7 protein-coding genes and 2 pseudogenes are annotated in these 14,601 nt (G+C 64.8%); 4 read left to right on the top strand and 5 right to left on the bottom strand.

Annotated features, from left to right (window positions below):
• The first annotated feature begins 112 nt into the window (after positions 1–112).
• Positions 113–1,375 (top strand): NAD(P)/FAD-dependent oxidoreductase, encoded by a 1,263-nt coding sequence (locus tag QP181_RS06780; RefSeq protein ID WP_333928069.1) that lies wholly within the window; start codon positions 113–115, stop codon positions 1,373–1,375.
• Between the two features lie 55 nt (positions 1,376–1,430).
• Here QP181_RS06780 and QP181_RS19950 read toward each other — a convergent pair.
• The 3 genes and pseudogenes from QP181_RS19950 to QP181_RS06765 all read right to left on the bottom strand — a co-directional run bounded on the left by QP181_RS19950 (position 1,431) and on the right by QP181_RS06765 (position 7,072).
• Positions 1,431–2,880: pseudogene (locus tag QP181_RS19950) on the bottom strand (glucoamylase family protein).
• Between the two features lie 68 nt (positions 2,881–2,948).
• Positions 2,949–6,008 carry a TonB-dependent receptor gene (locus tag QP181_RS06770; RefSeq protein ID WP_333928068.1) on the bottom strand — a complete coding sequence of 1,020 codons (3,060 nt, stop codon included), beginning with the start codon at positions 6,006–6,008 and terminating at the stop codon, positions 2,949–2,951.
• Entirely contained in the window at positions 6,005–7,072 is a 1,068-nt protein-coding gene (locus QP181_RS06765; RefSeq protein ID WP_333928067.1) for a LacI family DNA-binding transcriptional regulator, read from the bottom strand. The genes QP181_RS06770 and QP181_RS06765 overlap by 4 nt, the downstream gene beginning before the upstream one ends.
• A gap of 208 nt (positions 7,073–7,280) precedes the next feature.
• Between QP181_RS06765 and QP181_RS06760 the strand changes: the two are divergent.
• Positions 7,281–9,544: pseudogene (locus tag QP181_RS06760) on the top strand (glycoside hydrolase family 3 N-terminal domain-containing protein).
• Here the strand turns inward: QP181_RS06760 and QP181_RS06755 are convergent.
• A complete protein-coding gene (locus tag QP181_RS06755; RefSeq protein ID WP_333928066.1) occupies positions 9,531–10,826 on the bottom strand; it encodes an MFS transporter in 1,296 nt (431 codons plus the stop codon). The pseudogene QP181_RS06760 and the gene QP181_RS06755 sit on opposite strands and share 14 nt — an antisense overlap.
• Before the next feature lie 225 nt (positions 10,827–11,051).
• Here QP181_RS06755 and QP181_RS06750 point away from each other — a divergent pair, with 225 nt between their 5' ends.
• Entirely contained in the window at positions 11,052–11,507 is a 456-nt protein-coding gene (locus QP181_RS06750; RefSeq protein WP_333928065.1) for a DUF3617 domain-containing protein, read from the top strand.
• Between the two features lie 112 nt (positions 11,508–11,619).
• The gene (locus QP181_RS06745; protein WP_333928064.1) at positions 11,620–12,543 is read left to right on the top strand and encodes a crotonase/enoyl-CoA hydratase family protein; all 924 of its coding nucleotides are present in this window, start codon (positions 11,620–11,622) and stop codon (positions 12,541–12,543) included.
• Between the two features lie 9 nt (positions 12,544–12,552).
• On the opposite strand, the gene QP181_RS06740 is transcribed toward QP181_RS06745, so the two are convergent.
• On the bottom strand, positions 12,553–14,451 hold the full coding sequence (locus QP181_RS06740; protein ID WP_333928063.1) for a putative bifunctional diguanylate cyclase/phosphodiesterase: 1,899 nt from the start codon (positions 14,449–14,451) through the stop codon (positions 12,553–12,555).
• Between the last annotated feature and the right edge of the window lie 150 nt (positions 14,452–14,601).

Raw genomic sequence — 14,601 nt, 5'->3', positions numbered from 1 at the left:
TTGACGTCCGCGAGGCTTGCCAATAGCCAGCCTGCATGTCTTCCGTCGCCCCCCGCCCGCGGATGCGCGACCCCGCGCGCCACGCGACCTGATATTTCTGCGAGGATCGATCATGCCGTTTCCTGATCGCTACGACGTCCTGATCGTCGGTGCAGGCCATGCCGGGTCACAGGCGGCGATCGCGCTGCGCCAACGCGGGTTCGACGGTACGATCGCGTTGCTCGGCGACGAGCCCTCGCTGCCCTATGAGCGACCACCTTTGTCGAAGGAGTATCTCGCGGGCGACAAGCCGTTCGAGCGCATCCTGCTGCGGCCGGCAAGTTTCTGGGACGATCGTAGGATCACGCTCCTGCCCGGGCAGACGGTCGTCGAGGTCGATCCCGACGCACACACCGTGACCACCGCCGAGGGTGCGGCGGTCGGATACGGAACGTTGATCTGGGCGACCGGCGGCGTGCCACGGCGTCTGCCGTGCGCGACGCATGATCTGGTCGGCGTTCACAGCGTACGGACGCGCGCGGATGTCGATCGAATGATCGCGGAGCTGCCGGCCGTCGATCGCGTCGTCGTGATCGGTGGCGGGTATATCGGGCTCGAGGCGGCCGCGGTGCTTACCAAGCTCGGCAAACGGGTAACCGTCCTGGAGGCCCAGGACCGCGTGCTCGCGCGCGTCACGGGTGCGGCCGTGTCGCAGTTCTACGAAGCTGAACACCGCGCGCACGGCGTCGACGTTCGCACGAGTGTCGGCGTCTCGGGCATCGAAGGTGCCACGGGGATGGTCAGCGGTGTCCGCCTCGTCGACGGCGATGTCGTGCCCTGCCAGATGGTCATCGTCGGGATCGGCATTATACCCGCAGTCGGTCCGCTGTTGGACGCCGGCGCCGATGGCGGCGCGAATGGCAGCGATGGCGTGCGCGTCGACGATCATTGTCGCACCACAGTGCCGGATATCTTCGCGATCGGCGATTGTGCCGCGCATGCCAATGCGTTCGCGGAGGGACGGGTGATCCGTCTGGAATCGGTACAGAATGCCAATGACCAGGCGACCATTGTCGCAAAGACGCTGACGGGCACGCCAGAGCCGTATCACGCGATGCCGTGGTTCTGGTCGAATCAATACGACCTGAAGCTCCAGACGGTCGGTCTCTCGTCGGGGTACGACCAGACGGTGCTGCGCGGCGATCCGGCTACTCGGAGCTTCTCGCTAATTTATCTGAAGGCTGGGCGGGTAATCGCACTGGACTGCATCAACCGCGTCCGAGATTACGTGCAGGGCCGCGCACTGGTCACCGGATCGGTCGAGGTGGATGCAGCCGTGCTGGCGGATACGTCGATCGAGCTCAAGACACTGGGTGTTGCCGCTATCGAGCGCTGAACGATCCGCGAGCCGAGGCTGCACGTGGTGCGGGACACCGTACAGGCGCCAGCGGTCAGGCCAGCCACCCTCCCGTGAAGCCCGCACGCTGCAGCCCGCGCCGGATATGCGGATTGCGCTGCATCGTCGACCACACCAGTCCGGTCCGCCAATTCTCCATCATCACGACGATCGCACCCTGGTCGATCCCGAGATAATCGCCATCGACCCAGCCCATCTTCGGATCGATACTGCCATGCTTCAGTGGGGCCGACGCAGCGGTCAGCGTCGGGTTGAACGAGTCGAGAAACCCGTATTTGCCGTAGATCTGCGTGCCGTAGCGACCATGCATCGTCTCGATCGCGCGGCGTGCCAGTTCGGGCTCGAACGCGATCGACGCCGCCGCCGCGGTGGGTGCGAGCGTGCCGTCGTCGCGATCGTCCGGCCCGCGCGGAATAGCTGAAGAACTCACGCTTGCGCCCGCCGAGGTCGATCGTGAAGTCGCCTGGCCCGTCGCACGCGGTCAGTCCCCAGACGTCGGGGCCGTAACCGCTCCACCCACCCGGATTGGCGATTGCATACGCCCGCTGCGCGCGCACCGCTCTGCGGCTGTTCTCGAAATAATCGATGCCCTTCTTCGCCATGTAGCGGTCGCGGATGCCGCGGAAGTCGATCCAGCAATGGCTGTATTGATGCACGAACAGCGGCGCGAAATGGATATGCGGCTCGCCGCCCCACTTGTCCGTCCACTGCGCATCGAAGCGATCGGTCCACGCGTCCCAGGTGTCCGCCGGCAACGCATGCGTCGGCGAGCCGAGTGCCAATACGTACAGCAGCATCGCCTCGTTAAAGATGTTCCAGTCGTGGGGAATGAAGCCGCTTTCGGGATGCCAGCCCATCGACATGAACGGCGGCCGCGGCACGATCCAGCTCCAGTCAATCGCCGCATATAGCTGATCCGCAAGCCCCCGGATCCGGATCTCGCCGGGATGATCCGAGTCAAACCAGCTCTGCGCGAACAGCACGCCGCCGATCAGGAGCGCGGTGTCGATCGTCGACAGTTCCGCACGCGCGAAACGGTGGCCCTTGGTGGTACCGAGGAAGTGGTAGAACAGCCCCTTGAAGCCGCTGTCGTCGCTCTTGCTGTCGCCCTGCGGCGCGGCGGCAAAGAATTCCAGCGTAGCGAGCGTCCGCGTCCGCGCCTCGTCGCGCGTGATCCAGCCGTTGACGACGCCGATCGGATAGGCGGTGAGCGCAAACCCGACCGCGGCGATCGATGCGAACGACGGCGTCGGCCAGCGATCCGGCGCCAGCCCGGTCGCCGGATCCGTCGTCTCCCAGAAGAACCGAAAGCTGCGCTGGTGCAGATCGGCGAGCAGCGCGGTCGGCATCGCCGTGCCGGTAGCCGTACCGGTCGTGGCGCCGGTCCCGCTGCCGAGCCGGGTCGCGGACGGCATCGCGCAGCCGGCTATAAGTCCCGCCAGGCCCAACGTCGTGTGGCCCAGCAACTGCCTGCGATCGATCATGGCGTCCTTCGGTTACTGATAAGCGAACAGGGGCGGGACGCGGCATGACCGCGTCCCGCCGGCGTGTCTTAGAACGAGAAGCCCGCTGACAGCTTGACGGTACGTGGTGGGTTGCCGCCGATGCTGTAGGACGACCGCTGACCAAAGGCCGGATCGCTCGCATTGGCGTTGAAGTCGACATAGTTGCGATCGTTCATCACGTTCAGGATATCGAGCCGCATCCGGACCCGCGCCTGATCGTTCACGAAGCCGATCGGCACATATTTGGTGAAGGCGAAATCGAGCTGACGGCGACCCCAGGCATCGCCGAGGCCGGCCGTCTGCCGTCCGACCAGGACACGCCCGAACGGATCCGCATTGTCGATGAAGCCCTTCACAAAGCTCGGCGATTCGATCTGGAACTTGCTCGAGAACGTGACGCCGATCGGGGTGTCGACGCTGCCCGCGATCACAAACCGGTGACGCGGCACGCCGGACGAGCGTAGCGTCGGATAGTCCGAGATCTGCGCATAATCGAGCGAATAGGTCTCGCCGAACTGCCGGTTCTCTTCCGCCCGGGTATAGGTGTAGGTGGCGTCGATGCTCCACGGCGAGGATGCCGAATACACCTTGGTCAGCTTGAAATAGGCGGCGTCCGAGTTGGTCTTCAACCCATTGCTGCCGAGGATGATCGAGCCGTAGCCACTAGGCGTGAAGGTGAAGGGCGATTGCGGGATATCGGTCGCCGAGGTCGGATCGTTGAAGAAGAACGAGCCGTCCGGACGGCGATTGCCGAGCAGGAAGACGAACCCGTCATTGCTTTCGATATGCGTGACGCCGACCTCCAGCTCGACCGGCGAGAAGCGACCGCGCACGCCAAGGCTGAACTGGTCCGAATAGGGCACCTTCAGGTCGTTCTTCATGAAGCGGAACTCGCTGCCGCCGCCGGTCGCGGCGCCGAGCAGTTGCTGGCGCCCGGCATCGGTCAGGTAGATCGGATTCCAGGCTATGCAGGTCTGGCTCGGCGTGCAGGGATTGACCGAGTCGTTGCCGATGAAGTTGAAGCTGCGGACCTGGAACCGGCCCTGGCTGACTTCCTGCTGGAGGAAGTCGAACTGGTTGCGGTCGTAGGACCGGCCATAGCCGCCGAACATCGAGAAGCGGCCCGCCTCGTCGAAGCGATAGGTGAAGCCGAGACGCGGCTGCCACGCACCCTTGAACGCCTTCCGCTTGCTGCCGTCCGTGATGAAGTCGTTGATGTTATAATCGGCGCCGATGAGGTTCGGATAGTTTTCGGGCGACACCGCAGCCACATTGACCGCTGGCGTGACGTAATCGAGATAGGCGGGGGTCCGCTCATAGTCCCAGCGCAGGCCGAGATTCAGCGTGAGGTGGCTGGTGACGTCCCAATCGTCCTGCGCATAGAAGCCGATCTGGAAGTTCTTGGACCGGACCGTCGCGTTACCCGAGGCATCCGTCGTCGCACCGAACTGGAGCCGATAGGGCAGCGTGTCGTTGAAGGCGACGCCGGGGATCGCGTTGACGTCATAGGTGTATAGCGGGTTGGTCAGGTTCTGCTCGAGCGAATTGAGCTTTACCCATTTGGCCTTGCCGCCCACCTTGATCGTATGGCCCTGGAAGCCGGTAAAGGTGAAATCGTCCTGGAACGTCCAGCCTTTCTGGCCCTTCGACTGGAAGTTGCTGCCCGCGCCGAACCGCAAGAGGTCAGTCCGCGAGACGGCCGTTCCGAACCGCTGGGTCGCCTGGAAGAATTGCGTGATGCCGTCGCTGGCGGGCGTCGGCGAAAAGACCGCATCCTCATAGGACAGGCGCACATCGTTGATCCACTGGTTGCCGGTATGCTGCCAGCGCAACAGCCCGCGCTTTTCGTCGACCTTGTTGAGCGTGGATGTGCTCGCTGCGTCGATCCCGGTGGTGTTCTGGAGGCCCGATTCCTTGCGGTACTTGCCGGACAGTTCAATCAGGTCGTTGTCGGTCGGCACGATGTCGATCTTGCCGAAATACAGGTCTTCCTTGAACGTCTGCGCGAAGGTGCCGAAATTGTCGCGATACTGCTCGGGGACCGACGAAATCGGGAAACTGTTGTTCGGGCGGACGTCATACGGGCTGGAGATGCGCTTGCCTTCGTAGGTGCCGAAGAAGTGCATCTTGTCCTTGATGATCGGGCCACCCAGCGCGGCGCCGAACTGTTTGTTGCTGGTGTCCGCCTTGGGGATGTTGGTCGGGAAGATCTCGCTCGGGCGGCGGTCGCGCAGATCCTGATTGGTGAAGTCGAAAAACGCCTCGCCGTGAAACTCGTTGGTGCCCGACTTGGTGCCCGCGGTGATCGCGACCGAACTCACCTGGTCGAACTCGGCCTTGTAGTTGGACGACAGCACCTGATACTCGCCGATCGCGAGCTGCGGAAAGGGGTTGCCCGAGCTGGTGTCCTGGCCAGTGATGCCGTTCTTGAGAACATAATCCTTCTGACTGACGCCATCGATGAAGACGTTGACCGTGCGGCTGTCCTGCGCGCCACCCTGGATGCGCGACGTGCCGCTCGAATCCTCGAGGAAGCGGACGCCCGGTGCGAGATCGGCGAAGGCGAGGAAGTTGCGGTTGTTCTGCGGCAACTGCTCGATCAGGCGCGACGAGATGACGCTGCCGACCTGGCCACCCGACAGCGAACGGATGCGGTTGCCGGTGACGACGATCTCGTCACCGCTGGAGGCTGCACCAGTGGCTGGCACATCGGCGCCGGGGGTGCCGGCAGGTTCGGCGCCGGTGGTCGCAGCGGGTGCGGTAGGCGCGGACAAGTCGAGGTCGAGCCCGGCGACCTGGCCGACGCGCAGCGTGAGCGCGTCCGAATTGCGCGTGCCGTTGCGCTGCTTGATCTCGAGCCGATAGGTGCCTGCACGCAATGAGGCAAAGTTGTACGCGCCGCGGGCATCCGCTGGCACGGTGCGCCGCAAGCCCGTGGAAATCTCGATCGCGCTGACCTCGACGACCGGATTGTCGGCGGGTGCGGTGATCGTGCCGCGCAGCGAGGCCTGGCCGACCTGCGCAGCCGCCGGGGCAGGCGCATACAGCAGCCCGCCGGACAGCGCAGTCAGCGAGACGACCGCCGCACGCAACATCATCTTGTTCATTGTAGTTCCCCTTTTCCCGATTGTTCGGGTTTCTTGTTGTGGACGTTGGAAAGATTCTGATTGGGCTGGGCACTCAGCCTCGGCCCGGTGGACTCGCGCACGATCACGATCGGTACGCGCTGCTCGACACCGCCATCGTCGTCGCCCGCGATCGCCTTCACGAGCCGGGCGACCGCGCTGGCGCCGAAGCTGGCGATGTCGATGCTCGCGGAGGTCAGCGACGGCGAGATCAGCCGGGTCAGTGGGATGTCGTCGAACCCGGCGATCGCGATCTGGTCGGGGACGACGATGCCGGTGCGCTTGAGCGTCATCATCGCGCCGATCGCCATCATGTCGTTGGCGGCGAAGATCGCGTCGATATCGGCGCCCTCCTCGACCAACGTCGCGGCGGCAGCGGCGCCCGATGGCTCCTTGAAGTCGCCGGCCAGCACGCGGAGCGGAAGCCCGGCGCGCGCGCACGCCTCCTGCGCGCCGCGCAGTCGTTCGTCGGCATCGATGTTGCCCGCGGGCCCGGAGATATGGACCAACCGCCGCCGGCCGGTCGCGATCAAATGCTCGACCAGCGCCGACGCGCCCGCGACATTGTCGATCCGCAATTCGGTGCGACCCGAGTGTCCGGGTGCGCAATTGACCAGCACGGCAGGCATGCCACGCGGCAGGTGCGCCAGCAGTTCGTCCGCAGACACCTGCGGCGCCATCACCACTAGCCCGTCGACGCGACCGCGCATCGCGTGCAACGCCGCGACACCGCGCTGCGCATCGCCGTGCATGACCATCATCATGCAGTACAGGCCGCGCTCGGACGCCTCGCGGTCCATGCCGCGCAACAGTTCGGAGAAGAATTCGCCGTGAAGGTCGGGCACCACGACGCCGATCATGCCCGACTTCGCCGAGCTCAGATGACGCGCCGCGGCGTGGGGGACATAACCGAGCCGCGAGGCGACGCGCTCGATGTGCTCGCGTACTTCGGGGCGCACGTTGCTGTGCCCGTTCAGCGCGCGCGACACGGTCGCCACCGACACCGCGGCTTCGCGGGCGATATCACGGACAGTGGCGTGCGGCATGAAGCGTCAGGATCCCCTCTTGCGCCGATCTTACGTCTCGCGACCGGCATCTTGTTCTTGATGTAACCGGTTACATGATCCAGAAGCAGGGATCAAGAACCTTGCGACGATCGTCTTTCCGGTGAGTGCCGGCGCGATCGCTACAGGCATGGACAGGGGTGAGCGGATGACTGCGGCAACAAATTCAACGGCGATTTCACGGCGGGCGATGATGATGGGCGCTGCCGCGGTGACGGCCTGGGCGGCGAGTCCCGCACGCGCGCTGCTTCAGCAGGCGAGGAGCGGTACGGCGGCATTGCCCGCGTCAGTCGAGGCGCTGATCGGCCGGATGACGGTGGTCGAAAAGGCCGGCCAGCTGACGCTGATGGCGGCCGCCTGGGCAGGTGGCGCGGCGACGTCGCTCAACCCGGCCGGCGGGACCGCCAGTTTCGATAGTCAACTTGCCGATGTTCGGGCGGGGCGGCTTGGTGGTGTGTTCAATGGCAACGGCGCAGTGATGGCGCAGCGGATGCAGACCGTTGCCATGCGCGAGTCGCGTTTGAAAATCCCGTTGCTGTTCGCGGCGGACGTCATCCATGGGCTGCGGACCGTGTTCCCGGTGCCGCTGGCCGAGGCGGCGAGTTTCGATCCGGAGCTGGCCCGGCGCACCGCGCGCGGCCGGGGCCGAGGCTGCTGCGTCGGGGATCGACTGGACCTTCGCACCGATGGTCGACATCGCCCATGACGCGCGCTGGGGTCGCGGCGTCGAGGGCGCGGGCGAAGACGTGCTGCTAGGCCGGATGATGGCCGCCGCCCGGGTGCGCGGGTTCCAGGGCGAACGCGGGCTTGCGGCACCCGATGCGGTCGCGTCGTGCGCGAAGCATTTCGCCGCCTATGGCGCGGCCGAGGCAGGGCTCGACTACAATTCGGTCGACATCTCCGAACGCACGCTGCGCGAAACGTATTTCCCGCCGTTCCAGTCGGCCTTTGCGGCAGGCTCGCCGACCGTCATGGCGTCGTTCAACGAGATCAACGGCGTCCCCGCCACCGCTAATCCCTGGCTGCTCACCGACGTGCTGCGCCGCGAATGGGGTTTCGGCGGGCTGGTCGTCTCCGACTATACCGGTGACGAGGAGCTGATCGCGCACGGTTTTGCCGCGGATGCGCGTGAAGCGACCAAGCTCGCCTTCATAGCCGGCGTCGACATGAGCATGCAGAGCGGGTTCTACCTCAAGCACCTGCCCGATCTGGTCGCGTCGGGCGATGTGTTGATGGCGCGGCTCGACGAAGCCGTCCGCCGCGTGCTCGCGTTGAAAGTGCAGCTCGGTCTGTTCGACGACCCGTTCCACCGGATCGATCCGCGCCGGGAGAAGACCCGTATTCGGACGCGCGAGAGCCTTGCACTTGCGCGTGAAGCGGGTGCGAAGTCGATCGTCCTGCTCAAGAACGACGGCGGCGTCTTGCCGCTGCCGCGCGCAGGCAAGCAGAATCGCGTTGATCGGTCCGTTCGCGGCCGGGCAGCACGACCTGATCGGCCCGTGGAACGTCTACGGCACCGATGCCGAGGCGGTCGATCTCGCAACCGGCGTTCGCGCCACCGTCGCCGATCCGTCGCTGGTCAGCGTCGCGCTCGGTTCGGGCGTGGACGAACTGCTGGCCGGCGGTATCGCAGCGGCGGTCGCTGCCGCGCAAGCCGCCGATATCGTCGTACTCGCGATCGGCGAAAGCCAACGCATGTCGGGCGAGGCGCAGTCGCGCGTCGATATCGTCATTCCGCCCGCGCAGATGGCGCTGGTCGAGGCAGTCGCGGCAACCGGCAAGCCGATCGTCGTTCTACTCCGCAACGGCCGCGCATTGGCGCTCGGCGGTGCCGTGCTCGAGGCCCCCGCGATCCTCGTCACCTGGTTCCTAGGCTCGCAGGACGGTCCGGCGATCGCCGACGTTCTGTTCGGCAAGACCGGGCCGTCCGCGCGCCTCCCAGTCTCGTTCCCGCACGCGACGGGCCAGGAGCCCTATCATTACGATCACAAGAGCACCGGTCGTCCCAACCCGCCGGGGTCGCTGACCGAATACAAGGCGCATTACCGCGAGTTCGCCAACGACGCGCTGTTCCCGTTCGGCCACGGCCTGACCTATGGCACGATCAGCTATTCAGGCCTCGACCTCGGTACAGCGCAGATGGCGAGTGACGGTGCGCTGATCGTGCGCGCGACGATCACCAACACCGGCACGTGGGCTGCCGAGGAAACGGTGCAGCTCTATATCCGCGACGTCGCCGCCAGCGTCACGCGCCCGGTCCGCGAACTGAGGGCGTTCCGTAAGGTTATGCTGAAGCCCGGCGAGCGTCAGGTCGTGGCGTTCACCCTGCGCAAGGCCGACCTGCTGTTCGTCGGACGCGACCTGAAACCGACCGTCGAGCCCGGCCGGTTCCAGGTCTGGGTCGCGCCCTCGGCGCAGGCCGAAGGCGTCTCCGGCGAGTTCACGCTCGCCTGACCTGCAACAGCGTATCGCGGCGAAGCGGGATGGCGATCACCGCCACCAGCATCGCCGCGATCAGCAAGGCGGGGCCCGCCAGCATCAGCCACCGGATCGCGTACAAGCTGTCCGAGCCTTGCGCCGCACCGGCCACGAACCCGTTCGCCTGATAGACCGCACCGATCGCGAACCCGGCGCCGGCCAGCGCAATCTTCTGCACCAGCGCGAAGCTGCCGAACGCCAGCGCCTCGACGCGTTTGCCGCTCTGCGCTTCGCCCCAGTCGACCGCATCGGGCAACAGCGTCCACGCCGCCACCGAGACGCCGACGAACGCCGCCTGCATCGCTAGCAGGAACGCTGCCGTCGCGGTGGTGCCGGGGCTTGCGATCAGCGCGAACCCGGCGGGCAACAGAAGCGCGAACACTCCAGCAACGATCCAGGCGGTCCGCGCACCCCGGGCTCTCGCGACCGCCGTCCAGAGTGGCACCGCCACCAGGCTGCCGAGCGCCATGCCGGCCAACGCGTGCGGGCCACCAGGTGCATCGTGGAGCACATAGCGAAAGAAATAGAGCACCGATTGGCTGGTCAGCGCGGTCGCGGCACCGCCCGCTGCCGCTGCGATATTGAGCGCGACGAACGCGCGATTGCGAACCAGTGCGCCAAGCCCGGACAGGATCCGGGGATGGTCGGATGTCGAAACGGGCGGTGTCGGTTCGGGAACCCGCCAGGCGATGACAATCAGCACCGGCACGCCCAGCATTGCGAGCAGCGCAGTCGCGGCGGCGTAGGTGCCGGTACCTCGGACCAGCCACGGCAGGGCCAAGGCGACCAAAACGCCTGCCGCTGCGCCGAACCCCATCCGCAGACCTGCCACCAACGAGCGCTCCCGGCTGGTCGGCGCGACCCGCGTCGTCCACGCGGCATAGGGTATGTTGGTGAAGGCATAGAGCGTGCGGAACACGACCTGTGTCGCCAGCGCCCAGGCGGCTGCACCAGCCGGGACCGCGAACATCGCTACGAATGCCAGCCCGAGCGGCAGCGCACCCCATCCGACTAGCCGACGATAGGAAAGCCGCATCCGCTCCGCTGCCGCGCCGGCGGCGAAATCCGCGATCCCGTCCCAGATCGCGCCGATCATGAAAACGATACCCGCGGTCGCCGGCGGCAACGCCAGCACGTCGATATAGTAGAATAGCAGATATAGACTGATCGCCTGCCAGTAGAGATTGAACGCGAAGTCCCCGGCACTGAACACTACCAGCGTGCCGCGCACGGACGACGATCTGCGACGTCGGATCATAGGGTCACGCGGTTGAAACGGCATTTCACGCAGGATCGCACGCAGTTGGACCGGCGGCGTCGGCCTAGGAGAATAACAACCGGGGCAACGCAATCTGCGAGTATCGCGAGGGGCGGTGGGGGAAGCGACATCATGCCGCGTCTTCGCGGCTCGTTTGCCCCGGCGCAACGGCTGACCGCGTCACTAAAGACTGGCATCGCAAAACACTGCCCTGTAAACAAAGGCATGCAGGCACATTCCGCGTTGAAACTTCTCGTCGTAGCGCTGGGTGCTCTGCCGTCGATCGCCACCGCGGGTGGGCCGCTGCTCGCGGCTGGACGATGGGATGTCACGTCCACCGTGGCCGACATCGCCATACCCGGAGCGCCGGGCTTCATCTTGCGGATGATGCGCGGCAAGTCGAAGGCCGAGCATAAGCGACTACCGCCGGCGCAAGGCGTCGAGGCTTTGTTGGTCCCCGATCCAAAGGCGGGGTGCAGGGTCGATAGTCAGCGCATTGCGGATGGCCGCTATGCACAGGCGCTCACCTGTCCACAGAAGCGCGGCGAGCCGATGCAGATTGCGCGCGCCGGCACGTACGACGGCAATGGCTTTGTCGGGCAGGCGACGGTCACGGGTACGACCCCGAAGGGCGCGATGCGGATCGTGTTGAACCAGCGCGCGGCGCGGATCGGCAACTAGGCTCAAACGCGACATTTTCGGCCGGATGGATCATCCCGCGATCGGTCCTGTATCAAGTTCAAAGTAGAGTTCTTCCGCAGCAACATCGCTGTGCGTGCAGAAGGACGTCGCAATGAGCCTCGAATACTCCCCGATCGTGTCAGCCGACCTGGATGAACCGTCTTATCAAGCCGTCGAAACGCGGCCTACACCCGCGCCACGCAGACTTTTCGAGGCCGCCGATCTGGAAACGCAGTTCGACCCCGCGAGCAATACCCTGTGGACCTATATGCGGCAGCGCGGCCGGCCCAGTTTCAATCCGGGGCTGCTGGCCGAATTCCGGCAATGGCAGGATGATATCTGCATCGCACAGTCATCTGGTGCCATGCCGATCCGCTATGTCGTACTTGGATCGCGTTTTCCCGGCGTCTTCTCGCTGGGTGGCGATCTCGACCTGTTCGCGGCACACATCCGCAACGGCGACCGCGGCGCACTGGTCCGGTACGGTCGGGCCTGTGTCGAGATCCTGCATCGCAACATGCGGAGCCTGGACCTTCCGATCATCACGATTGGCTTGGTCGAAGGCGATGCGCTGGGTGGCGGTTTCGAAGCCCTGTTGTCGTTCAACGTCGTCATCGCCGAGCGCGGCACGCAGTTCGGGCTGCCGGAAACCAATTTCGGTTTGTTTCCCGGGATGGGCGCGCACTGCTTCCTGTCGCGCAGGCTTGGTGCCGCACGCGCGGAGCATATGATCCTCAGCGGGCGGTCCTACAGTGCCGAAGAGCTGTACGATCTCGGTATCGTCCATGCTCTGGCAGACCCCGGCAAGGGACGCGCCGAAGTCGAGAGCTATATCCGCCAGAACCGACGTCGTCACAGCGGGCATTGCGCCATTTACGAGGCCTCGCGCTCGGTCAATCCACTGCCCCTGGCTGAACTGGAAACGGTCGTCGACCTTTGGGCGGATGCGGCGTTGCGGCTCAGCGAGGCGGATCTGAAATTGATGCGCCGGTTGGTCGGTGCACAAACCAGATTGCTGGAGAAGGCGGCGGCATGATCGCCGCGTTCATGATCGACCCTGTGCCTTGATGTCTTCACCGGCGAGCATGGTCGCGACCATGCTCGCCGGCATTGGCCGCGCCAGCAGGAAACCCTGCACCGCATCGCAGCGAGTCCGGCGCAACTGATCCAATTGGGCCTGCGTCTCGATCCCTTCGGCGACCGTCCGCATCCCGAGCTTTGCCGCCAGATCGATCACGGTCTGGACGATCGCGACCGATGCCGGGCTTTGCTCGAGATCGGCAATGAACGATCGATCGATCTTCAACGTCTGGAAGGGAAATTTCGTCAGGTAGCTGAGCGACGAATAGCCGGTGCCAAAGTCGTCGAGCGTCGTGCGAACATGGAGGCGATTGATCGCGTCGAGTGCGGCCAACGAGGCTTCGATGTCGTCGAGCAGGACCGATTCGGTGACTTCGAGCTCGAGCCGTTCCGCGGCGAGGTTGCTCGAGGCCAATGCACTCATGATGACCATCGGCAAATTGGCCGATCGCAACTGGATCGGCGACAGATTGACGGCGATCTTGACCTCGACCGGCCATGTGCTTGCGGTACGACATGCTTCGCGGATGACCCAACTGCCGATCGGCACGATCAGGCCATTGTCTTCGGCGATGGGAATGAACTCGGCCGGCGAGATTGGACCGTGACGGCGATTGGTCCAGCGCAGCAGCGTTTCGCAAGACAGCACGCGTTGTCCCGCGAGATCGAATATCGGCTGGAACATCAAGTGGAACTCGCCGCGCTCCAACGCACCCTGCATTTCGCTGGCGAGATCGCGGCTACGCTCGATCTTTTCATCCATCAACGGTTCGTAGAAACACATCTGTCCACGCCCGCTGTCCTTGGCACGATAGAGAGCGAGATCGGCATTCTTCAACAGCGTATCCGCGTCGGTTCCGTCGACGGGTGCGATCGCGATGCCCAGCGAGGCACCGACATGCAGCAGGCGCCCGTCGTGGTGAACCGCCTGCTCGACCAGTTCGATGATCGTCCGGCCGATCGTCGTCGCGGCGATGCGGTTCTCAACCTCGCAAACGACTGCGAACTCGTCACCGCCCAGTCTCGCAACAATCCCGGTGCTGCCAAACGCATCGTTCAACCGGTGCGCGACCCCTGCAAGCAGCGCATTGCCCGCAAGATGTCCGAACGAGTCGTTGATCTCCTTGAAGCGATCGAGATCGATCCAGTGGATCGTCAGCCATCGGTCCGCGCCGGAAAGTGCCCGCAACCGCGCCTCGAATTGTTCCCTGAACGCCGTTCGATTGGCGACCCCGGTGAGATCGTCGCGCCGCGCAACCGCGGCATGATACTCGGCCAGTGCGGCTTTTTCGCGAGAGACGGTGGTCGCCTTCAGGATCACGCCGTACGTCTGGAGGGTGATGTCCATCATCGCGACGACGAACAGCATGATCACGACCGCGAGCGCGACCTTCAGCGGATCGAACGAGACAATCAGACCTACTGCAAGCGGCAGGGACGCGAAGCATAGCTGGGACAGGGCAATCCAGGGGCGGCCGGCGTTACGTCCTGCGATCCCGGCCGCGTATCCGATCGTCGTCGTAACCGCGAGCAATTGCAGAACCGCGTCGTGCGTATTCACGAGCGTCAAAAGCCCGAACACGCCAAGCAAGCCCGAATAACACAACGCACCGAACCGGTAGAGCATCTCCTGGCGGTCGGTCTGCATCCCCGCCAGCACGCCCCTCCGTTTGGATCGCGGCCATATCCCGATCGCGTCGAACACCCTTACGCCGGCGACGAATGCAATCGCGACGGCGCACAGGATCATCGATCGGTTGCGGCTGACGAGCGCGACGATGGTCATGACGCCGCTGGATGTCAGCGCACCGATCACGAGCGACTGCGGGGACGCATAAAGCGATCCCACAAGGGTCTCGCGCACCGAGGCGGCGATCGCATGGTCGGAGTGCCTGAGCTGTCTCAGGCGTGATATCAGGCCGCTCATCCACGCTGCCATGAACGGCATAAGTGTAAAAGCAACGAACAAAACCCTTCAAGTCGGCCAAACTGCCAGATATTTTCGATCGAGCGC

Source organism: Sphingomonas sp. LR55 (assembly GCF_036856015.1).
In the GTDB taxonomy this organism is placed as follows: Bacteria; Pseudomonadota; Alphaproteobacteria; order Sphingomonadales; family Sphingomonadaceae; genus Sphingomonas.
This window is presented reverse-complemented; position numbering and strand designations above follow the sequence as displayed.

Excerpts from the sequence above, each read along its gene's own strand:
- QP181_RS06780 (WP_333928069.1), top strand. The coding sequence starts at position 113 with ATGCCGTTTCCTGATCGCTACGACGTCCTGATCGTCGGTGCAGGCCAT.
- QP181_RS06770 (WP_333928068.1), bottom strand. The coding sequence starts at position 6,008 with ATGAACAAGATGATGTTGCGTGCGGCGGTCGTCTCGCTGACTGCGCTG.
- QP181_RS06765 (WP_333928067.1), bottom strand. The coding sequence starts at position 7,072 with ATGCCGCACGCCACTGTCCGTGATATCGCCCGCGAAGCCGCGGTGTCG.
- QP181_RS06755 (WP_333928066.1), bottom strand. The coding sequence starts at position 10,826 with ATGATCCGACGTCGCAGATCGTCGTCCGTGCGCGGCACGCTGGTAGTG.
- QP181_RS06750 (WP_333928065.1), top strand. The coding sequence starts at position 11,052 with ATGCAGGCACATTCCGCGTTGAAACTTCTCGTCGTAGCGCTGGGTGCT.
- QP181_RS06745 (WP_333928064.1), top strand. The coding sequence starts at position 11,620 with ATGAGCCTCGAATACTCCCCGATCGTGTCAGCCGACCTGGATGAACCG.